This is a genomic window from Streptomyces sp. JN8 (assembly GCF_055808075.1).
This window is the reverse complement of sequence record NZ_CM147852.1, coordinates 3,469,158-3,490,870: the sequence shown is the minus strand read 5'-3', so window position 1 is coordinate 3,490,870 and position 21,713 is coordinate 3,469,158. Positions and strand designations below refer to the sequence as shown.

Genomic DNA, 21,713 nt, shown 5'->3' with positions numbered 1-21,713 from the left:
AGGCCCGGGCGAACCGATCGGGCGCGAGGTCGGGGCGGACGGCTCCGGGCGAACCGGACGGGTGCCCGGGCTACTTCGGGCCGTACTTGCGGCCCGCCCTGGAGGAGACGCCGCCGAGGAGCCCGCGCGGGGCCAGCTTCACCACGCCCATGAGGGCCTTGTAACGGGGATCGGGGATCGACAGGGTCCGGCCCCGGTCCAGGTCCGCGAGCGCCGCCGTCACCAGCTTGTCCGCGTCGAGCCACATCCAGCCCGGGATGTTGTCCGTCCCCATCCCGGCCCGCTCGTGGAACTCGGTCCGCACGAAGCCCGGGCAGAGCGCCATCAGCCGCACGCCGCTGCCCGCCAGGTCCCGCGCGGCGCCCTGGGTGAACTGCACGACCCAGGCCTTCGACGCCCCGTACGTGCCGCGCGGCACGAACGCCGCCACCGAGGCGACGTTGACCACGGAGCCCCGACGGCGCTCCCGCATCGGGGCGGCCGCCGCCGAGGTCAGCCGCAGCACCGCCTCGCAGTGCACCGTGAGCATCTTCAGCTCGTCGGCCATGGACACCTCCAGGAAGCGCCCCTTGTTGCCGAAGCCGGCGTTGTTCACGAGCATGTCCACCGGCTGTTTCGGGTCCGAGAGCCGGGCCTCGACGGCGGCGATGCCCTTCTCCTCGGCGAGGTCCGCGGCGAGCACCTCGGCCTCGATGCCGTGGCGGTCGTGCAGCTCCGTCGCCTGCTCCCGGAGCCGCTTCACGTCCCGGGCCACGAGCACGACGTCGTGGCCGTCGGCCGCGAGCCTCCGTGCGAAAGCGGCCCCGATGCCCGCGGTGGCCCCCGTAATCAGTGCAGTCGTCATACGGGCACGGTAGTGCCCGTCCGAGGGCCCTCTTGTCCGCGTACCGCCGACTACGTGCGCGCGTACTTCTCCGTGTACTGGCGTGCGAGCTCCAGCAGTCCGGACTCCATCCACTCGGCGGCGGCCAACGTCCGCGGCAGCAGGGCGCGTTCGGTGGTCGCGGCGCGGTGGAGCAGTGCGACGGTGATGTCGTGGTCGGGCCGGTGGACGACCGTGACCGGGTCTCCGGCGCGGATCTCGCCCGGCACGATCACCCGCAGCAGCGCGCCGGGACCGGCGTCGGACTGCGTGAACCGCTTGACCCAGCCCTTCTCCTCAAGGAAGCCGGCGAACGTGCGGCAGGGGATGCGGCCGCCGGTGACCTCCAGGACGACCTCCCCGCCGATCCGCCAGCGCTCGCCGATCAGGGCGCCGTTCACGTCGACGCCGCGCGTCGTGAGGTTCTCGCCGAAGCAGCCGTTGGCGAGCGGGCGGCCGAGCTCCCGCTCCCAGCGGTCCAGGTCCTCGCGGGCGAAGGCGTACGCGGCCCGGTCGTCGCCGCCGTGGAAGCGGAGGTCGCAGACGGTGTCCCCGGCGAGTCCGCTCCGGCCGACGCCCGGCGCCCCGGGCGCCTCGATCCGGACCGGCCCCTCGACGGGGCGCTTGTCGATCGCGGTCAGGCCGGTGGCCGACTCGGTGTAGTCCACGGCCCGGGCGCGGCCCACATTCACACTCAGCAAGGTCATGAAGGCACTTTACGGGCACCCATCTCAAAGCGGCACGCTGAAAAGCGGGCTCCCATCCAAGAGCCGCTTATGCTGGATCCCATGATCGAGGCTCGTCATCTCCGCGTCCTGCGTGCCGTCGCCGCCACCGGCTCGTTCTCGGCCGCCGCGCGCGAACTGGGCTGCACCCAGCCCGCCGTCAGCCAGCAGATGAAGGCCCTCGAAGGCTCGGCCGGCACGCCGCTGCTCATCCGCACCGGCCGCGAGATGCGCCTCACCGAGGCGGGTGAGGTCCTGGTCCGCCACGCCTCCGGCATCCTCGCCGGGCTCACCGCGGCCGAGGAGGAGGTCGCCGCGATCGCCGGGCTCCGCGCGGGCCGGGTCCGGCTGGTCTCCTTCCCGAGCGGCAGCTCCACGCTCGTCCCCACCGCGCTCGCCGCGCTGCGGGCCGCGCACCCCGGCACCCGCGTCTCGCTGGTCGAGGCCGAACCGCCGCGGTCGATCGAGATGCTGCGCGAGGGCGACTGCGACGTGGCCCTCGCCTTCCGCTACGGCGCGGGCTCGGGCGGCCGGCCGGCCGACGGCCAGGGGGAGTGGGACGACCTGGTCGTCCGCCCGATCCTGGCCGACCGTCTGGTGGGCCTGGTCCCCGAGGGGCACCGGCTCGCCGGGGCGGGCTCCGTGGGCATGGCCGAGCTGGCCGACGAGTCCTGGATCGCGGGCTGCCCGCGGTGCCGCCGGCAGCTCGTGGACGTGTGCGAGGAGGCGGGCTTCACCCCCCGCATCGACTTCGCCACCGACGACTACCCGGCGGTGGTGGGCCTGGTCGGCGCCGGGCTCGGCGTGGCGGTCCTGCCCGAGCTGGCCATCGAGTCGGTACGCCCCAGGGGGGCGCGGACCGTGGTCGTGGAGCCCGCCGTGGAGCGGGAGATCGTGGCCCTGACCCTGCCCGACCTGGCGCAGGTCCCGGCCGTCGCCGCCACCCTGGACGAGCTGACCCGGGCCGCCACGCGCGCGTAGGCACGCGCGTGGGCACGGCTCCGGTCCTGTCGGGTGCTCGGGTTCGTCGCTTAGCTGAGGAAACGTTCCTTCACATGCGCTCCCCCATCGGCCGGCCGGTCGCCGTCGCCGATGTCGTCATGGATGTCACGGACGCCGCGGACGCGACCGGCGCCGTCGCCGGCGCCGCTGTGATCAGGCGGTTGCGCGCGCGTCCCATGAGCTCTTCGCGTTCGTCCTCGGTGAGGCCGCCCCATACGCCGTAGGGCTCCCGGACGGCGAGTGCGTGTGCCGCGCACTCCGCGCGTACCGGGCACCGCATGCAGACCTCTTTCGCCGAGTTCTCACGCGCACTCCGTGCCGCGCCGCGCTCTCCCTCGGGGTGGAAGAACAGGGAGCTGTCGACGCCGCGGCAGGCCGCGAGCAGTTGCCAGTCCCACAGATCGGCGTTGGGTCCGGGAAGGCGGGAGAAATCTGCCATTGCGCTTGTCCCCTTGAAACCGTGTCGAACGGATTGGTGGGCGGGTGGATGGCTGATGGCGGGGTCCTCGGCCCCGTGGGTCCGGGTCGGTACACCTACTGTCTAAGTAGATGTAAATATGACTCATTGCGAATCTAGCCACAGACACCGCGAAAAGGGAAGAAATCCCGCTAAATGGGGCATAGCTTTCGATGGTGGACAGAAGGGTCGCGTCGCTCTCCTCCGCGCACGACCCCTCACGTAGAGTGCCGAAGGGTGCCGTCCGACCCGTAACTCTTTCGAGTGACCGTCGTTGAGAGTGCGGAGGCGGTTGAAGGAACAAGCGATCGGGCAGGTGTCCGAGAGCGTCAATCGCACAGGTGACGATTACGTACAGCCCTGGAGGCTCAAGGTGACGCGCTACAGCTGCGAGAGCCGCGGAGGTCAGGCATGACATCCGTTCTCGTCTGCGACGACTCCCCGCTCGCCCGAGAGGCGCTCCGCCGCGCGGTCGCGACCGTGCCCGGCGTCGAGCGCGTGACGACCGCGGCCAACGGCGAGGAAGTCCTCCGCCGCTGGGGCGCGGACCGCTCGGACCTGATTCTGATGGACGTACGCATGCCCGGTCTGGGCGGCGTGGAGACCGTCCGCCGGCTGCTCTCCGCGGACCCCGGCGCCCGCATCATCATGCTGACGGTCGCCGAGGACCTCGACGGCGTCGCCCTCGCGGTCGCCGCCGGCGCCCGCGGGTACCTGCACAAGGACGCCTCGCGCGCCGAACTGCGGGCCACCGTCACCCAGGCCCTCGCCGACCCGACCTGGCGGCTCGCCCCCCGACGCCTCCGTTCGGCCGAGATGGGCGCCGCGCCCACCCTCACCGCGCGCGAGATCCAGGTGCTGGAGGGCATGAGCCACGGCCGCTCCAACGCCGAGATCGGACGCGAGCTCTTCCTCTCCGAGGACACCGTCAAGACCCATGCCCGGCGGCTCTTCAAGAAGCTGGGCGCCTCGGACCGGGCGCACGCGGTCGCCCTCGGATTCCGCTGGGGCCTGGTCCGCTGAATCGCAGGTCGCCGGCCACCTCCCCGTCCCCGTCCGCGTGCGTCGCGGGGTGGACGGGGCGGGCTTGTGTCACTTCCCGGCGCGATGCCGCATCCTTGAGATGTGGAGTTCCTCGGGGACGAGTCGATCGAGCGGGAGGGGAGGGCGCGGGAGATGAGTTCCGGCGCACCTGCTCATAACGCTTCGGTGCACAACTATGGACGCGGTGCCACGAACGCCGAGGCGTCGGGGCACCATGGAGCGATGCGCGACGACGAGACCGTGGGGTCCCCCATGCCTGCCGGGCAGGGGGAGATCGGCGCGCTCGTGCACCGGGCGGTCGAGGGCGACGCGCAGGCGACCCACGACCTCCTCGCGCGCGTGCATCCGCTCGCGCTGCGCTACTGCCGCACCCGCCTCAACCGGCTGCCGGGCGACGCCCGGCACTTCGTCGAGGACCTGGCCCAAGAGGTCTGCGTGGCCGTCCTGATGGCGCTCCCGCGCTACAAGGACACGGGCAGGCCCTTCGAGGCCTTCGTCTTCGCCATCGCCGGGCACAAGGTCGCCGACCTCCAGCGGGCCGCCATGCGGCACCCGGGGTCCACGGCCGTCCCCTCCGACGAGATGCCCGAGCGGCCCGACGACTCCCTCGGCCCGGAGGAGCGCGCGCTCCTCAGCGACGACGCCGAGTGGGCCAAGAAGCTGCTCGCCAACCTCCCGGAGAACCAGCGCGAACTGCTCGTGCTGCGCGTCGCGGTGGGGCTCACCGCCGAGGAGACCGGGCAGATGCTCGGCATGTCCCCGGGAGCCGTTCGGGTCGCCCAGCACCGCGCGCTCAGCCGGCTGCGGGCGCTCGCGGAGCAGTAGTCCACGACGGTCGCCGGTGGCCGGTCCGTAAGCGTTGCCGGGGGCTTTCGGCCCTTTCGTACACGTGGGAACGTCCAAAGCTCGCGGCTGATCTTGATCGTGGAATGAGACACCGCTCCGGCCCGTTAGCATGGACATCCGCACCGATCAAGGCCATTTGGGGAAGGTGTCATGACTGCACACGTCGACGGAGTGCCCGAGAAATTCGCGACACTCGGGCTGACCTACGACGACGTCCTGCTCCTGCCGGGCGCGTCCGACATGGCGCCCGACCAGATCGACACCGCCTCGTACATCTCGAAGAACGTGCGGGTGAACATCCCGCTCCTCTCCGCCGCGATGGACAAGGTCACCGAGTCCCGCATGGCGATCGCCATGGCGCGGCAGGGTGGTGTCGGCGTGCTGCACCGCAACCTCTCCATCGCCGACCAGGCCAACCAGGTCGACCTCGTGAAGCGCTCCGAGTCCGGCATGGTCAGCGACCCGATCACGGTGCACCCCGACGCCACGCTCGCCGAGGCCGACGCGATCTGCGCCAAGTTCCGCATCAGCGGCGTCCCGGTGACCGACCCGGCCGGCCGGCTCCTCGGCATCGTCACCAACCGCGACATGGCCTTCGAGACCGACCGCAGCCGCCAGGTGCGCGAGGTCATGACCCCGATGCCGCTGGTCACCGGCCACGTCGGCATCTCCGGCGTGGACGCCATGGAGCTGCTGCGCCGCCACAAGATCGAGAAGCTGCCCCTGGTCGACGAGGGCGGCATCCTCAAGGGCCTCATCACGGTCAAGGACTTCGTCAAGGCGGAGAAGTACCCGAACGCCGCGAAGGACAAGGAGGGCCGGCTGCTCGTCGGCGCCGCCGTCGGTGTCGCCGGCGACGCGTACGAGCGCGCCCAGGCCCTGATCGAGGCCGGTGTCGACTTCATCGTCGTCGACACCGCCCACGGCCACTCCCGGCTGGTCGGCGACATGGTCGCCAAGATCAAGTCGAACTCCTCCGTCGACGTCATCGGCGGCAACATCGCCACCCGCGACGGCGCCCAGGCGCTCATCGACTCCGGTGTCGACGGCATCAAGGTGGGCGTCGGCCCCGGCTCCATCTGCACCACCCGCGTCGTCGCCGGCATCGGCGTCCCGCAGGTCACCGCGATCTACGAGGCCTCCCTCGCCGCCAAGGCGGCCGGCGTCCCGGTGATCGGCGACGGCGGTCTGCAGTACTCCGGCGACATCGCCAAGGCGCTCGTCGCCGGCGCGGACACCGTGATGCTCGGCTCGCTGCTCGCGGGCTGCGAGGAGTCCCCGGGCGAGCTGCTCTTCATCAACGGCAAGCAGTTCAAGTCGTACCGCGGCATGGGCTCGCTCGGCGCCATGCAGTCCCGCGGCGAGCAGCGCTCCTTCTCCAAGGACCGCTACTTCCAGGAGGGCGTCGCCTCCGACGAGAAGCTCGTGCCCGAGGGCATCGAGGGCCAGGTGCCCTACCGCGGCCCGCTCGCCGCGGTCGTGCACCAGCTGGTCGGCGGTCTGCGCCAGTCGATGTTCTACGTCGGCGGCCGCACGGTTCCGGAGCTCCAGGAGAACGGCCGCTTCGTCCGGATCACGTCCGCGGGCCTCAAGGAGAGCCACCCGCACGACATCCAGATGACGGTCGAGGCGCCGAACTACAGCAGGAAGTAACACAGCGCGACGCGTGGGGGCGGTTCCGGCATGTGGCCGGAGCCGCCCCCCACGCTTGTGTCGGGGATACTGGTAGGCGCAGACGTAGAGGGAAAGGCCACACATCGTGACTGAGATCGAGATCGGGCGCGGCAAGCGCGGCCGCAGGGCGTACGCGTTCGACGACATCGCCGTCGTCCCGAGCCGGCGCACCCGGGACCCGAAGGAGGTCTCGATCGCCTGGCAGATCGACGCCTACCGCTTCGAGCTCCCCTTCCTGGCCGCGCCCATGGACTCGGTCGTGTCGCCGCAGACCGCGATCCGCATCGGAGAGCTGGGCGGTCTCGGCGTCCTCAACCTGGAGGGTCTCTGGACCCGGCACGAGGACCCGCAGCCGCTGCTCGACGAGATCGCCGAGCTGGACGAGGCGACCGCCACCCGTCGTCTGCAGGAGATCTACGCGGCCCCGATCAAGGAAGAGCTGATCGGCCTGCGCATCAAGGAGGTGCGCGACTCCGGTGTCGTCACCGCCGCCGCGCTGTCCCCGCAGCGGACCGCCCAGTTCTCCAAGGCCGTCGTCGACGCCGGCGTGGACATCTTCGTGATCCGCGGCACCACGGTCTCCGCCGAGCACGTCTCGGGCGCGGCCGAGCCGCTGAACCTGAAGCAGTTCATCTACGAGCTCGACGTCCCGGTCATCGTCGGCGGCTGCGCCACGTACACCGCGGCCCTGCACCTGATGCGCACCGGTGCCGCGGGTGTCCTCGTCGGCTTCGGCGGCGGCGCGGCGCACACCACGCGCAACGTGCTGGGCATCCAGGTCCCGATGGCGACCGCGGTCGCCGACGTGGCCGCGGCCCGCCGCGACTACATGGACGAGTCGGGCGGCCGGTACGTGCACGTCATCGCCGACGGCGGGGTCGGCTGGTCCGGCGACCTGCCGAAGGCGATCGCCTGCGGCGCCGACGCGGTCATGATGGGCTCCCCGCTGGCCCGCGCCACGGACGCGCCCGGCAAGGGCCACCACTGGGGCATGGAGGCCGTCCACGAGGACGTGCCGCGCGGCAAGCTGGTCGACCTGGGCATCGTGGGCACCACCGAGGAGATCCTCGCCGGTCCGTCGCACATCCCGGACGGCTCGATGAACTTCTTCGGCGCCCTGCGCCGCGCGATGGCCACCACGGGCTACAGCGAGCTCAAGGAGTTCCAGCGCGTCGAGGTCACGGTCGCGGACTCGCAGCACCGGCGCTGACCGCCGCACGCACGGGAAGGGGCCCCGCACCGGGTGGTGCGGGGCCCCTTCCGCGTCCGGACGCGAGCGGTCGCGCGGGTCAGGCGGAGACCTTCCTGGTGAGGGCGAAGCCCTCGTATCCGGCGATGCCGTAGAAGAGCAGGTCCATCGCCCCGAGCTCGGCCTTCCACGCGGTGAAGAGGTCGGAGAAGTGCGTGGTGAGCATCTCGGTCGTGGTCGGGGCCCGGTACGGCGTGGCCAGCTCGGCCCACCAGCTGATCATCATGGCGTAGCCGAGGAGCTGGCCCGCGAAGACGCCGAGCAGGGCGAGCAGCACGCCCGCGAACGGCAGGGCCGGGTGGGAGCCGCCCACCTTGCCGAGGGCGAGGCCGACCAGGGCGCCGACGGCGAGCGCGAGGATGCCGAGCTGGGTGTAGCTGCCGTCCTCCTCGGCCATGGCGCGCATGAGGAAGCCGAGGACGAGCGCGCCGAAGGCGGCGGCCGCGACGCCGGCGAGCAGGCCGAGGCGGGGGTTGCTGCGGGCCGGGGCCGGCGGCGGGGCCGGCGTGTACGGGCCGGGCGCGGCGCCGTCGGCGAACGGGTTGCCGGACGGCGGCGGAACGGGCTGGCTCATGCGGTGGATCCCCCCGGGGACGTGGACGCACGGGTGTGCGAACGAGAGCCCGGAGAGTAGCAGCCGGCTGTGACGGTGTCTCAGGGTTTACGGGTGCCGTGCCTGGTCAGAGGCGGTGTGCCGCACCGCCGGGGGTGGCGCCGCGGGTGTCGAGGAGGAGCTGGGCCTTCACCGCGAGCCCCTGGAGGTCGTACGTGCGGTGGTGCTGGAGCAGCACCGTCAGGTCGGCGTGGGCGGCGGCCTCGTACAGCGAGTCCGCGCGGGGGACGGGGAGTTCGCGGACGCGCCAGTCGGGGACGTGCGGGTCGTGGTAGCTGACGGTGGCGCCGAGGTCCATCAGCCGGCGGGCGATCTCGTCGGCGGGGGAGCCCTGGCGGTCCGGCAGGTCGGGCTTGTACGTGATGCCGAGCAGCAGGACCCGGGCGCCGCGGGCCGACTTGCCGTGCTCGTTGAGGAGGGTGGCGGCGCGCTGGACGACGTACTGCGGCATGCGTTCGTTGACCTGGCCGGCGAGTTCGACGAGGCGCAGCGGCCGGTGGCCGCCGACCGTGTCGACGGGGACGCCGTGGCCGCCGACGCCGGGGCCGGGCCGGAAGGCCTGGAAGCCGAAGGGCTTGGTCTCCGCGCAGCGGATGACGTCCCACAGGTCGACGCCGAGTTCGTGGCAGAGCACCGCCATCTCGTTGACCAGGGCGATGTTGACGTGCCGGAAGTTGGTCTCCAGGAGCTTGACCGTCTCCGCCTCGCGGGGGCCACGCGCTCGTACCACCTTGTCGGTGAGCCGGCCGTAGAAGGCGGCCGCCGCCTCCGTGCAGGCCGGGGTGAGGCCGCCGATGACCTTGGGCGTGCTGGCGAAGCCGTGCGTGCGGCTGCCGGGGTCGAGGCGGCCGGGGGAGTAGGCGAGGTGGAAGTCGCGTCCGGCGCGCAGGCCCGAGCCCGCTTCGAGGAGCTCGCGGAGCAGGCCCTCGGTCGTGCCCGGGGGGACGGGGGATTCGAGGATGACGGTGGTGTGGGGGCGCAGCCGGGCGGCGAGGGCGCGGGCCGCGTCGGCGACCCCGGTGAGGTCGAGGGCGTGGTCGGGTCCGGGCGGGGTAGGGGCGCAGAGGACGGCGGTGCGGACCCGGCCGAGTGCGGCGGGGTCGGCGGTCGGCCGGAAGCCCCCCGAGAGCATCCGGCGGATCTCCGGGACGGTGAGCGAGCCGTCGACGGGGGAGCGTCCGGCGGCGAGTTCGGCGACGGAGCGCGGATCGGTGTCGTAGCCGACGGTGCCGATGCCTGCGGAGGTGGCGGCCTGGGCCAGGGGGAGTCCGTGGTGGCCGAGGCCGATGACGGCGAGATCAGCGGGCATGGGGGGTGGGCCGTCCTTCCCGGTAGCCGGAGGGAGCGCGACGCGCAAGCCCGGTGGACAGAACGGGTCGAGCGCAATGTCAGACTAGGCGTAAATATGACCGATATGCCGCATTGGGAGGCCGAAGGTCGCCGAGTGTTATCCACAGGTCGGTGGCGAGGCGGTGGCTGAAGTCGCCGGGGAGGGACAGAATCGAGCTGTGAGCCGGACCACGGGGCCCGGTTCGCGTGCCCAGGTGACGGGGAACGACGGGGGACGACGGGAGGCAAGCCGTGAGGACAGCGACACTGGGACCCGCCGAGCGCGCCGAGGCGCTCGCGGCCATGGCCGAGCGCGAGCTGGACGTGCTGGTGGTCGGCGCCGGGGTGGTCGGCGCCGGGACGGCGCTGGACGCCGTCACGAGAGGCCTCTCCACCGGCATCGTCGAGGCCCGCGACTGGGCCTCCGGCACCTCCAGCCGGTCCAGCAAGCTCATCCACGGCGGCCTGCGCTACCTGGAGATGCTGGACTTCGCCCTGGTCCGGGAGGCGCTCAAGGAACGCGGACTGCTCCTGGAGCGGCTGGCGCCCCACCTGGTGAAGCCGGTCCCCTTCCTCTACCCGCTCCAGCACAAGGGCTGGGAGCGGTTCTACGCCGGCTCGGGCGTCGCGCTGTACGACGCGATGTCGCTCTCCTCCGGCCACGGCCGGGGCCTGCCCGTCCACCGGCACCTGTCCCGGCGGGGCGCGCTGCGGGTCGCCCCCTGCCTCAGGAAGGACGCGCTCGTCGGCGCCCTCCAGTACTACGACGCCCAGATGGACGACGCCCGCTTCGTCACCACGCTCGTGCGCACCGCCGCGTCGTACGGCGCCCTGGCCGCGAGCCGGGCCCGCGTCACCGGCTTCCTGCGCGAGGGCGCCCGGGTCGTCGGCGCCCGCGTCGAGGACGTCGAGGCCGGTGCGGAGTACGAGATCCGGGCCAAGCAGATCGTCAACGCCACCGGGGTGTGGACCGACGACACCCAGGCCCTGATCGGCGAGCGCGGCCAGTTCCACGTCCGCGCCTCCAAGGGCATCCACCTCGTCGTCCCCAAGGACCGCATCCACTCCTCCACCGGGCTCATCCTGCGCACCGAGAAGTCCGTGCTCTTCGTGATCCCCTGGGGCCGGCACTGGATCGTCGGCACCACCGACACCGAGTGGGACCTCGACAAGGCCCATCCCGCCGCGTCCAGCGCGGACATCGACTACCTCCTGGAGCACGTGAACACCGTGCTCGCCACCGCCCTCACCCGGGACGACGTCGAGGGCGTCTACGCGGGACTGCGCCCCCTGCTGGCCGGCGAGTCCGACGCCACCAGCAAGCTGTCCCGCGAGCACACCGTCGCCCACCCGGTGCCCGGACTCGTCGTGGTCGCCGGCGGCAAGTACACGACGTACCGCGTCATGGCCAAGGACGCCGTCGACGAGGCCGTCCACGGCCTCGACCAGCGGGTCGCCCCCTGCGTCACGGAGGACATCCCGCTGCTCGGCGCCGAGGGCTACCGGGCCCTGTGGAACGCGCGGGCCAGGATCGCCGCGCGCACCGGCCTCCACGTCGTCCGCGTCGAGCATCTCCTGAACCGGTACGGCTCCCTGACGGAGCAGGTCCTCGACCTCATCGCCGCGGATCCCTCCCTCGCCGAACCGCTGCCGGCCGCCGACGACTACCTACGGGCCGAGATCGTCTACGCGGCCTCCCACGAGGGCGCCCGCCATCTCGACGACGTCCTCACCCGGCGCACCAGGATCTCCATCGAGACCTTCGACCGGGGGACGCTCAGCGCCCGCGAGTGCGCGGAGCTCATGGCGCCGGTGCTCGGCTGGGACGAGCACCAGATCGAGAAGGAGATCGAGCACTACGAGAAGCGCGTCGAGGCGGAGCGGGAGTCGCAGCGGCAGCCCGACGACCTGACGGCGGACGCCGCCCGGCTCGGCGCTCCGGACATCGTGCCGATCTGACGGGACGCCGGCGGGACGCGCGTCGGCCGCCCGTTCCGCCGAAGAGGGACCGGGTCGCCCGCCGCGGGTGGGAACCTGGGGGGTGTGCGGGGGCGTCGTCATCCCGGAGTACGGACCCGGGGACGCCACCCGTCCTGAGGTGAGGGACAATGGCCTCTCTTCCAGGGCGGGTTACCGCATCGCGCGGGAAGCGGCAGACGCGGCGAAGATCAGGGATCGCAGAGGGGACGCATGTCGGAGGCGGAGCAGTCGCGGGACACGGCGAAGGACCCCGGGCGGGACGCCGCCGCGGGGGCCGCGACCGACGGCGACCGAGGGGTGGTCCCGGCCGCGCGTGAGCCGGAGCGGGACGACGCGACGGACACACAGGACGCGAAGAACGCGCAGGTCGAGCGGGGTGCGGAGGAGGCCGGGCAGTCGGCTGCGTCCTCCGGGTCCTCCACGCCGACCGCGGAACCCGCCGAGCCGGCGACGTCCGCGGACCCGGCGGGCCCGGTGGACGCCGCCCCGGCGGACCCGCGCGCCGGGGACGCGAAGGACCCCCGCGCCGGGGAACCGGAGGACACGCGTCCGCGGGACGTGAAGGACGTTCAGGACGCCCCGGGCGGTGCGGACGTGAAGGACGTTCAGGGCGCGTCGGGCGGACGGCTGCGGGGGACCGAGCCGTCGACCGGACGGGCCGGGTTCGGCGCGGGCGACGGCGACGGCGAGAGCGACCGCACCCCGGCTCCGCGCTCCCCGCGCGGCACCGGTGGCGACCGGATGCGCAAGACCCCGGTCAACGAGGGCCGGCTGCTCGCCGGGCGCTACCGGCTCGGCGGGATCCTCGGCCGCGGCGGCATGGGCACGGTGTGGCGCGCGGTCGACGAGACCCTCGGCCGCACGGTCGCCGTCAAGGAACTCCGCTTCCCCACCAGCATCGACGACGACGAGAAGCGCCGCCTCATCACCCGGACCCTGCGCGAGGCCAAGGCCATCGCCCGGATCCGCAACAACGGCGCCGTGACCGTCTACGACGTCGTCGACGAGGACGACCGCCCGTGGATCGTCATGGAGCTCATCGAGGGCAAGTCCCTCGCCGACGCGGTCCGCGAGGACGGCACGCTCACGCCCCGGCGCGCCGCCGAGGTGGGCCTCGCCATCCTCGACGTGCTCCGCTCGGCGCACCGCGAGGGCATCCTGCACCGCGACGTGAAGCCGTCCAACGTGCTGATCGCCGAGGACGGCCGGGTCGTCCTCACCGACTTCGGCATCGCCCAGGTCGAGGGCGACCCCTCGATCACCTCCACCGGCATGCTCGTCGGCGCCCCCTCGTACATCTCGCCCGAGCGCGCCCGCGGCCACAAGCCCGGCCCCGCCGCCGACATGTGGTCCCTCGGCGGACTCATCTACGCGGCGGTCGAGGGCAGCCCGCCGTACGACAAGGGCTCCGCCATCGCCACCCTCACGGCGGTGATGACCGAGCCGGTCGACCCGCCCAAGAACGCGGGCCCCGAGCTGGAGAAGGTCATCTACGGCCTCCTCGCCAAGGACCCGGCCCAGCGGCTCGACGACGCGGGCGCGCGCGTCCTGCTGCTCGCCGTGCTCGACGCACCCGAACCGGCGCCCCCGGTCTCGCCCGAGGTCACCCGGGTCGTACCGCTGCCGCCGCGCCCCGATCAGCCCCCGGCGCCGCGTGCGGCCGACCGGAGCACGGCGCCCGAGACCGACCGGATGCGCGGTGCCCTGAACTCCGTGCGGAACGCGGCGGCCTCCGCGAAGGCGGAGCCGTGGAACGCGTCGGCCCCGGCCGGCCGGACGGCGGCGGGTACCGCCGCGCGCGGCGCCGGCAGACCGGCCTCGTCCCGCGCGGCCCTGACCGACGTGGTGCCGCGCCGGACCCTCATCATCATCGCGGCGGTCGCCGTGCTCGCCCTCCTCGGGACGATCCTCGCGGTCTCCCTCCGGGGCGGCGGCGAGGGCGACCAGGGCAAGGGGGACGGCGGCACCACGGCCTCGGCGGGCGCCTCCGCGGGCGGCGACGGCTCCACCGGGGCGGGCGGCGCGGACGGCGGCAAGGGCCAGTCGACCGGCGGCGCCGGCCAGCAGGGCGGCGCCCAGCCCGGAGACACCGGGTCCAACGGGGCGACCGGTGGCGACGGCGCGACCGGCACCACCGCGTCCGGCGGGTCGAACGGCACCGGCACCACGCCGAGCGGCAAGCCCGGCGGCACCGGCACGCAGCTGCCCGCGGGCTACACCCTCGTCACCAACGACCGCTTCCACTTCTCGATGGCGATGCCCGGCGACTTCACGCTCCGCCCGATACCGGGCTACAGCGGCGGCGGGATATTCAGCAAGAGCGGCGGCTTCCCGCGCGTCCAGGTCGACTTCAACTCCAGCCCCAAGGACAACGCCGCGGCGGCCTGGGAACTCGGCAAGATCGGCGTGGCCGCCACCAGCAAGAACTACAAGCACTTCGGCATCAGGACGGTCTCCTACAAGGGCTACCCGACCGTCGCCGACTGGGAGTTCGAACGCACCCAGCAGGGTATGCGGGTCCATGTGCTCAACCGCGGCTTCAAGGTGGACGCCCGGCACGGCTACTCCATCATGGTCAGCTGCAAGGCGGAGGAGTGGAACGGGGAGGAGTGCCGGACGCTGCGCGAGACGGCGTTCGCCACGTTCAGCCCCAAGGATTGACCGGCTGCACGTATCGTGAGAGTTCGCGGACCGTACGCAGCCGAACAGAGCCGATAACTGCACGCTGCCGGACCGGAATTGTCGGACTCGCGTGATCCCGCCCGATCCCGGGGGATCCGCGGGTCCACGGGGGACAGCGCGCGCGTGGGGAGGCGTCGTGGACGACTACGCGGGAAGGGTGCTCGCGGACCGCTACCGCCTGCCGCTGCCGCCGGCCGACGCGGACACGGACGCCTACGATCCGGCCGAGACGCGCGCCTTCGACACCTACAGCGGGCAGGAGGTCCTGGTCCGCCGGGTGCCGCTGCCGGAGTTCGTCGACGCGGAGGTGCTCGACGGCGACGGCGGTCCCGCGGGTCCCTACGGCGCCGCGGGGCGGGCGACCCGCCGTCCGGCGGAGCCCGTGGTGCGCCGGGCGATCGAGGCGGCCCAGGCCGCCGCGCAGATCCCCGACCACCCCCTGCTCGACCAGGTCTTCGACGTCTTCGCGGAGGCCGGTTCGCTCTGGATAGTGAGCGAACGCATAGCGGCCCGGCCGCTGGCCGCGCTCCTCGCCGAGCGGCCGCTGAACCCCTACCGCGCCGCCGAGATCGGCGCCGACGTCCTCACCGCCCTGCGTGCGCTGCACGCCCACGGGTGGGTGCACCGCAACATCACCGCGCGGACGGTGCTCGTCTGCGACGACGGCCGGGTGGTCCTCACGGGCCTCGCGGTGGGCGCCGCGGAGGAGGCCCTCTGCGGGTACGCGCCCGAGCCCGACCCGGAGACGGCCGCGTGGCAGGCGCCCGCGGAGGAGTACGCGGCGGGGCCCGGCTCCGACGCGTACGACGCGCGGGGGCAGGACGCGGAGGAGGACGGCCAGGGGTACGGAGAGGAGTACGGCGAGGCGTACGGATCCGGGGACGACGACCCGGAGGAGTACGGCTCCGAGCCGTACGAGGCGGAGGTCCACGAGGAGACCGACGGGCACGTCCCCTACGGCGCGGACGGGTACCGGGCGGAGATGTACGGCGCGGACGAGTACCCGGCGGACGGGTACGGCGCGGACGGGTACCCGGTCGAGAAGTACGGCGCGGACGGGTACGGGGCAGACGGGTACGGGGCGGCGGACGACGGCCCGCCGGAGACCCGGGGCGCGCCCGGCGCCGAGCGGCCGGAGCGCACACCGCCGGCGTACGGCTACGGCTTCGGCGGGGGGTACGCCGACGAGGTGCATCTCCCCGGGCCGTCCTCGCACGCCTCCGAACCGGCCCCCCACCTGCTCGTACCCGACCAGGACCTCCGCGCACCCGACCAGGACGACGTCGAGTCGGGCCCGGACCAGGTCGAGTCCGACCCCCACCGGGCCGAACCCGGGCCGTACCGGGCCGAGTCGGGTCCCGGCGACGCCGCGCCCGACCACGAGGACACCACCGCCACCGCCTCGCCCTACGGATACGGCCCCGGCGGCTACGGCACCGATCCCTACGGACGGGCGCTGCCCGCCGCGCCCGCCGCCGAGACGCAGCCCGCGGCCGCGCCCCCGACCGCGGACGTACGGGCCGCCCGGGCCGGGGCCATCGCCGCCTACCGGGCCGGTGCGCGCGCCGCCGCCAAGCTCGGCGAGGCCGGGGCCCTGCCCGCGCAGCGCCCCGCGCCGGCGGACCCGCCCCCGCCGCCGACCGGCCCCGCGCCGGCGGACCCGCCCCCGCCGCCGACCGCGCAGGCGGCCGGCGCGCCCGAGCCGCAGTGGTGGGCGCGGGTGGCGGACGACGACGAGGACGACGAGGACGAGGGCGACGAGCCGTACGGCGGGGGCCCGCAGTCGGGTCCGCCGCCGCGGGTGATGCTGGCCGGCAACTGGAGCGACGGCCCGCACGCCTCGCGGGACGGCTCGCCGCCGATCCCGGCCGGCGGTTCGGGGCCCGGGCGCGGCCCCGTGCTGCCCGGTTCGGGCCGCCCGGCCCTGCCCGCGGGCTACACGGCCGCGACACCCGACCCCGCACGTCTCCCGGTCCCCGCGGGCGACCGCGAGACCGCCCTGGAGCCGGCCGTGATCCCGGCCCGGAGCCGGGCCGCCGACCGCGGCCCGACCACCCGGCTCGCCGCCGAGCGGGCCCGGCACACCCGGATCGCGGTCGTCGGGGCCGTCACCGAGCGCTGGGCGCCCGAGCAGGCCGGCCCCGTCCACGAGAACTGGCGCCTCGCCCCGCCGATCGGCCCCGCCACCGACCTGTGGGCCCTCGGCGCGCTCCTCTACCGGGCCGTCCAGGGCCACGCCCCCTACCCCGAGGACAGCGCGGCCGAGCTCGTCCAGCTGGTCTGCGCCGAGCCGCCCGCCTTCGCCGAGGAGTGCGGCCCGCTGCGCCCCGTGGTGGAGTCCCTGCTGCGCCAGGACCCCACCGAGCGCCCCGACTTCGAGGAGCTGCGCGGCTGGCTGCGCTCCCTCGTCCGCTCGGCCCCGGAGCCCGAGGCCGGTGTCGGAGTCGTCCCGCTGCCGTCCTTCGACGAGACGCGGCTGCCGATCGTGCGGCGGCGCGGGGAGTTGGTCCGCCGCCGGCGCGGGGGAGCGGGCGCGGGCCGGCACCGCCACCGGCGGCGCGGCGGGGACACGCGCGTCCCGGACCGGTCGTACGGCCGCCACGAGGAGCTCGCGGCACGGGAGTTCGGGGCGGCCCCGGCGGGAGCCGGCGTCCGCGAGGAGTACCGGGAGGAGTTCCAGGAGTCGTACCACGAGGAGATCCCGCAGCGCGCGTCCCGGGGGCCCCGGGCGCCGCGCGCCGGAAAGGGGCCGCGCGGCGGCCGCCCGCCGGGTTCCCCGCGGTCGCTCGGCCGCACGCTCCTGGTCCTCGTCTTCCTGCTGCTCGGCGGTGCCGTCGCGTACGCCGTGCTCTTCATGCCCCGTGACGGGGAGACGCCCGGCGGGTCCGCCTCGCCCTCCGGTCCGGCCCCGCGGACGACCGCGCCCGCGAACCCGCCGTCCGGTACGACGCCGCCGGCCACGGAGCAGCCGAGCTCGGGCCCGCCGGCCACTCCGCGGACCACCCCGCCGGCCGCGGATCCCTCGGCCCCGGCGCTCGCCGCCGGGTACGCGCTGCGGCAGGACCCCGAGGGGTTCCGGATCGGCGTGCCGAACGGCTGGCGGCGCAGCCCGCTCAACGACGCCGGGCAAGTCCGCTACACCAGCGGCGACTTCACGATGATCGTGGTGCCCGGCCGGGACAGCGTCGCCGCGAACGGCTCCGACCCGCTGGAGTACCAGAGCTCCAAGGAGCGCGAACTGGAGCCCGCGCGCGCGTCGAGCTGGGGCGAGGTGCAGGAGACGCGGCTGGTCACCATCGGTACGACCGTGACGGCCACGGGCAGTTACCTGTGGCCGGACAGCACGGGCCGTATGGTCTTCGTCCGCAACCTCGCCATGATCCACGACGGCAGGTACCACGTCGTCCAGGTCATCGGCCCGAAGAACGACCGCTCCAAGGTCTCCGAGATCTTCGACGAGGCCACGAAGGGGTTCCGCCCGGGCCGCTGAGCCGGTCGGGGCGGGCGGAGGTGCCCGGATCGCCCATCGGCCCCCGGTCACAGTGCTGTTCCTATGACCGCCCCGAGGTTCCGCGACGAGCACCCCCCTCCGTAACCTGTCATCCGAAGGAACGGGCGGGGGCAAGTGGAACATTCTCAGAGCACAGGCACGGGGCTGCTGCTCGCCGGGCGTTACCGGCTGGGCGAGTCCATCGGACGCGGCGGCATGGGCAAGGTCTGGCGCGCCCACGACGAGGTGTTGCACCGCGTCGTGGCGGTCAAGGAGCTGACGGCCGGCCGGTTCGTGGCCGAGGCCGACCGCCTGGTGCTGCACGCCCGGACGCAGAAGGAGGCGCGGGCCGCCGCGCGGATCACGCATCCGGGCGTGGTGACCGTCCACGACGTCCTGGAGCACGACGACCGGCCGTGGATCGTGATGCAGTACGTCGACGGTCCCTCGCTCGCCGACGCCGCCAAGGAGAAGGGCCCGTTCGACCCGCACGAGGCGGCGAGGATCGGCCTGCACGTCCTCGGGGCGCTGCGTGCGGCGCACGCGGCCGGGGTGCTCCACCGGGACGTCAAGCCGGGCAACGTCCTGCTCGCCCGGGACGGCAGCGTCCTGATCACCGACTTCGGGATCGCGGCGATCGAGGGCGACGCGACGATCACCCGGACGGGCGAACTCGTCGGTTCCATCGACTATCTGGCGCCCGAGCGGGTGCGGGGCGGCGACCCCGGTCCCGCCTCCGACCTCTGGTCGCTCGGCGCGACCCTGTACACGGCGGTCGAGGGCACCTCGCCGTTCCGCCGCACCTCTCCGATCAGCACCATGCAGGCCGTGGTGGCCGAGGAGCCGCCGTACCCGGAGAAGGCGGGGCCGCTCGCCCCCGTCATCGTGGCCCTGCTGCGGAAGGACCCCACGCAGCGGCCGCAGGCGGACGAGGCCGGGCGGATGCTGCTCGACGCGATGGAGGGGCGGTCGCCGGCGGCGGCGCAGGCGTACGTCCCGACCCAGCGCGTGGTGCGGGAGGACCTGGACACCGGCGGGGACGGCTCGGTCTCCGGCGACGACCTCGTCACGCTGGGGGAGGACCCCGACGGCCCGGGCCCGACGGGCACGGCCCGTGCCGCGGCGCCGCCGGTCACCACTCCGTGGCCCCAGCCCGCCCCGCCCTCCCACACGACTCACTCGGCGCACCCGTCCCGTTCGCTCCAGAGCGCTCAGCAGTCCCCGTCGCCGCAGGGATCGCCGGGACCGGGTTCCCCACCCACGGTCGTGCCGCCGCGCGGCGCGCCCGCCGTCTCCGGCGGTGCCTCCGGCGGCGGCCGGAGCTGGCGCACCGCCGTGCTGGCCGCCCTGCTCGCCGGGCTGGTCGCGGGCGGCGCGGTCTTCGCCGCCATGAACGACTCGGGCGGCGACCCGGCCGGCGGCGGCCGGGTCACGGCGACCGGCCCCGCCTCCGCCACGGCCACGCAGGGCGTCCCCGGCGACGTCCCGGAGGGCTGGCAGCGCGTCGAGGACCCGGAGGGGTTCAGCCTGGCCGTGCCGAAGGGCTGGAAGCGGCAGACGGAGGGCGACAACATCGACTACACCCCGGACAACGGCCGCCACCGCATCCGGATCAACGTCGATCCCAGCCCCGACTTCGAGAACCCGTACATGCACGCGCTCGACCTGGAGCGCATCGTCGCGAAGCGCATGGAGTACACCCGGATCAAGCTCGGCCAGACCACCTACCGCGACCAGGTGCGCTCCAGCCTGTGGGAGTTCACCTGGATGGAGAAGCAGAACTTCCCCGGGCCGAGGCACGCGATCGACCTCATGTACTACGCCGAGGACGGGACGGAGTACGCGATCTACATGTCGTCGCCGGAGTCGAGCTGGGAGACCACCCGCGAGCAGTTCGACGTCGTCCTCCAGCACTGGCGGGCCCCGGGCGACTGAAGCGGTCCGGAAACTCGGAAACGGGCCGTCCCGCAGCCATAAGCCCCTGATCAGGCCTTATGTGCCAGTGATCGCTGGCGCGATGTGGGCACCCGGTGAAAACGCGTTACCGACGGGTACCCAAAGGGCCGGGGGGCGCTTACGCTCGCCCTCATGACGGACTCGCAGGCCCCCGCCGCCCCCTCGGTTCCCGACGTCCCCGCCGCGCAGGCCGGAGCCTCCGCGCCCGCCGGGGCGACCAACCCCGTCGCGCCCGCGCCCGCCGGCGCCCGCACGGCCGCCGACGTCGTGACGCCCGAGGTCGTCGCCCGGCTCACCCGGGGCGTCGTCGGCTCCGGGCGGACCGCCAACCACACCCCGTTCACCGGGGCGAAGCTGGCCGACCTGCCCGAGTCCACCCCCGAGGACGTGGCCGAGGCCTTCACGCGCGCGCGGGGCGCCCAGGCGGCCTGGGCCGCCACTCCGGTCAGGGCCCGCGCCGCCGTGCTCCTGCGCTTCCACGACCTCGTCCTCCAGCGCCAGGGCGAGGTCCTCGACCTCATCCAGCTGGAGACCGGCAAGGCGCGCCTGCACGCCCACGAGGAGGTGCAGGCGGTCGCCGTCGCCGCCCGCCACTACGGCCGCAAGGCCGCCTCCTACCTGAAGCCGCGCCGGCACACCGGCGTCGTGCCGACGCTCACCAAGGTCACCGAGCTGCGCCAGCCGCGCGGCGTCGTCGGCCAGATCGCCCCCTGGAACTACCCGCTCGAACTCTCCGTCGGCGACGCGCTCCCCGCCTTCGTCTCGGGCAACGCCGTAGTCATGAAGCCCGACACGGAGACCGCGCTCACCGCGCTGTGGGCCCGTGACCTGCTCGTCGAGGCCGGGCTGCCCGCCGAGGTGTTCCAGGTCGTCCTCGGCGACGGCCCGGTCGTCGGCCCCGAGGTCGTCAAGCACGCCGACTACGTCTCCTTCACCGGCTCCACCCGCACCGGCCGCGAGGTCGCCCAGGGCGCCGCCGCCCGGCTCGTCGGCGTCTCGCTCGAACTCGGCGGCAAGAACGCGATGCTCGTCCTCCGGGACGCCGACATCGAGAAGGCCGCCGCCGGAGCCGTCCGCGCCTGCTTCTCCTCCGCCGGCCAGCTCTGCATCTCCATCGAGCGCCTCTACGTGCACGAGTCGATCGCCGACGCCTTCCTCGACCGCTTCGCCGCCCGCACCCGGGCGATGCGACTGGGCAACTCCCTCGCCTACGGCGCCGACATGGGCTCGCTCGTCGGCGAGCGCCAGCTGGAGACCGTCACCCGGCACGTCGAGGAGGCCGTCGCCAAGGGCGCCACGCTCGTCGCCGGCGGCGTCGCCCGCCCCGACATCGGCCCCCTCTTCTTCGAGCCGACCATCCTCGACGGCGTCGAGACCCCGATGGCGGTCTGCGGCGAGGAGACCTTCGGTCCGGTCGTCTCGATCTACCGCTTCCGCGACGAGGACGAGGTCGTCGACCTCGCCAACGCCACCCCGTACGGCCTGAACTCCTCCGTCTGGACGAAGGACTCCCGGCGGGGCCACGCGGTCGCGGCCCGGCTGCGCACCGGCACCGTCAACATCAACGAGGGGTACGCCCCCGCCTACGGCAGCGTGCAGTCCCCGATGGGCGGCATGAAGGACTCCGGGCTCGGCCGCCGCCACGGCTCCGAGGGCATCCTCAAGTACACCGAGGCCCAGACGGTCGCCCAGCAGCGGCTGATCCCGCTCGCGCCGTCCTTCGGGATGGACGACGAGAAGTACGCCGCGTTCATGAGCGCGTCCCTGAAGGCGATGAAGGCCCTGCGCCTGCGCTGACCGGCGC

15 protein-coding genes are annotated in these 21,713 nt (G+C 73.8%); 10 read left to right on the top strand and 5 right to left on the bottom strand.

Features of this window, described 5'->3' with window-relative positions; all coding sequences use genetic code 11:
• Positions 1–70: 70 nt before the first annotated feature.
• Both ACY0MR_RS15025 and ACY0MR_RS15020 read right to left on the bottom strand, forming a co-directional pair.
• Positions 71–844 carry an SDR family NAD(P)-dependent oxidoreductase gene (locus ACY0MR_RS15025; protein ID WP_388792763.1) on the bottom strand — a complete coding sequence of 258 codons (774 nt, stop codon included), beginning with the start codon at positions 842–844 and terminating at the stop codon, positions 71–73.
• Between the two features lie 50 nt (positions 845–894).
• Positions 895–1,569: an MOSC domain-containing protein gene (locus tag ACY0MR_RS15020; protein WP_404079401.1), complete on the bottom strand. Its 675-nt coding sequence runs from the start codon at positions 1,567–1,569 to the stop codon at positions 895–897.
• Positions 1,570–1,650: 81 nt separating this feature from the next.
• Between ACY0MR_RS15020 and ACY0MR_RS15015 the strand changes: the two genes are divergently transcribed.
• Positions 1,651–2,568 (top strand): LysR family transcriptional regulator, encoded by a 918-nt coding sequence (locus ACY0MR_RS15015; protein ID WP_388792767.1) that lies wholly within the window; start codon positions 1,651–1,653, stop codon positions 2,566–2,568.
• Between the two features lie 70 nt (positions 2,569–2,638).
• On the opposite strand, the gene ACY0MR_RS15010 is transcribed toward ACY0MR_RS15015, so the two are convergent.
• On the bottom strand, positions 2,639–3,028 hold the full coding sequence (locus tag ACY0MR_RS15010; protein ID WP_388792769.1) for a WhiB family transcriptional regulator: 390 nt from the start codon (positions 3,026–3,028) through the stop codon (positions 2,639–2,641).
• A 429-nt stretch (positions 3,029–3,457) separates the two neighbouring features.
• Between ACY0MR_RS15010 and ACY0MR_RS15005 the strand changes: the two genes are divergently transcribed.
• The 4 genes from ACY0MR_RS15005 to ACY0MR_RS14990 all read left to right on the top strand — a co-directional run bounded on the left by ACY0MR_RS15005 (position 3,458) and on the right by ACY0MR_RS14990 (position 7,820).
• Positions 3,458–4,069 carry a response regulator transcription factor gene (locus ACY0MR_RS15005; RefSeq protein ID WP_003948568.1) on the top strand — a complete coding sequence of 204 codons (612 nt, stop codon included), beginning with the start codon at positions 3,458–3,460 and terminating at the stop codon, positions 4,067–4,069.
• A 243-nt stretch (positions 4,070–4,312) separates the two neighbouring features.
• A complete protein-coding gene (locus ACY0MR_RS15000) occupies positions 4,313–4,915 on the top strand; it encodes a sigma-70 family RNA polymerase sigma factor (protein WP_030318557.1) in 603 nt (200 codons plus the stop codon).
• Positions 4,916–5,086: 171 nt separating this feature from the next.
• Positions 5,087–6,589: an IMP dehydrogenase gene (gene guaB, locus ACY0MR_RS14995; RefSeq protein ID WP_388792772.1), complete on the top strand. Its 1,503-nt coding sequence runs from the start codon at positions 5,087–5,089 to the stop codon at positions 6,587–6,589.
• Positions 6,590–6,695: 106 nt separating this feature from the next.
• A complete protein-coding gene (locus ACY0MR_RS14990) occupies positions 6,696–7,820 on the top strand; it encodes a GuaB3 family IMP dehydrogenase-related protein (protein ID WP_361852114.1) in 1,125 nt (374 codons plus the stop codon).
• A 79-nt stretch (positions 7,821–7,899) separates the two neighbouring features.
• On the opposite strand, the gene ACY0MR_RS14985 is transcribed toward ACY0MR_RS14990, so the two are convergent.
• The gene (locus tag ACY0MR_RS14985; protein WP_473561145.1) at positions 7,900–8,433 is read right to left on the bottom strand and encodes a hypothetical protein; all 534 of its coding nucleotides are present in this window, start codon (positions 8,431–8,433) and stop codon (positions 7,900–7,902) included.
• Positions 8,434–8,539: 106 nt separating this feature from the next.
• Positions 8,540–9,781, bottom strand: coding sequence for a nucleotide sugar dehydrogenase (locus tag ACY0MR_RS14980; protein WP_473561143.1), 1,242 nt, complete (start codon positions 9,779–9,781; stop codon positions 8,540–8,542).
• Between the two features lie 272 nt (positions 9,782–10,053).
• On the opposite strand from ACY0MR_RS14980, the gene ACY0MR_RS14975 reads away from it, so the two are divergent.
• The 5 genes from ACY0MR_RS14975 to ACY0MR_RS14955 all read left to right on the top strand — a co-directional run bounded on the left by ACY0MR_RS14975 (position 10,054) and on the right by ACY0MR_RS14955 (position 21,706).
• Positions 10,054–11,760 carry a glycerol-3-phosphate dehydrogenase/oxidase gene (locus ACY0MR_RS14975; protein ID WP_388792776.1) on the top strand — a complete coding sequence of 569 codons (1,707 nt, stop codon included), beginning with the start codon at positions 10,054–10,056 and terminating at the stop codon, positions 11,758–11,760.
• A gap of 231 nt (positions 11,761–11,991) precedes the next feature.
• The gene (locus tag ACY0MR_RS14970) at positions 11,992–14,442 is read left to right on the top strand and encodes a serine/threonine-protein kinase (protein WP_473561141.1); all 2,451 of its coding nucleotides are present in this window, start codon (positions 11,992–11,994) and stop codon (positions 14,440–14,442) included.
• Positions 14,443–14,599: 157 nt separating this feature from the next.
• Positions 14,600–17,953 carry a protein kinase gene (locus ACY0MR_RS14965; RefSeq protein WP_473561139.1) on the top strand — a complete coding sequence of 1,118 codons (3,354 nt, stop codon included), beginning with the start codon at positions 14,600–14,602 and terminating at the stop codon, positions 17,951–17,953.
• A 135-nt stretch (positions 17,954–18,088) separates the two neighbouring features.
• Positions 18,089–19,888 (top strand): serine/threonine-protein kinase, encoded by a 1,800-nt coding sequence (locus tag ACY0MR_RS14960; protein ID WP_388792782.1) that lies wholly within the window; start codon positions 18,089–18,091, stop codon positions 19,886–19,888.
• 153 nt (positions 19,889–20,041) lie between these two features.
• A complete protein-coding gene (locus ACY0MR_RS14955) occupies positions 20,042–21,706 on the top strand; it encodes a succinic semialdehyde dehydrogenase (protein WP_361862563.1) in 1,665 nt (554 codons plus the stop codon).
• Positions 21,707–21,713: the final 7 nt, after the last annotated feature.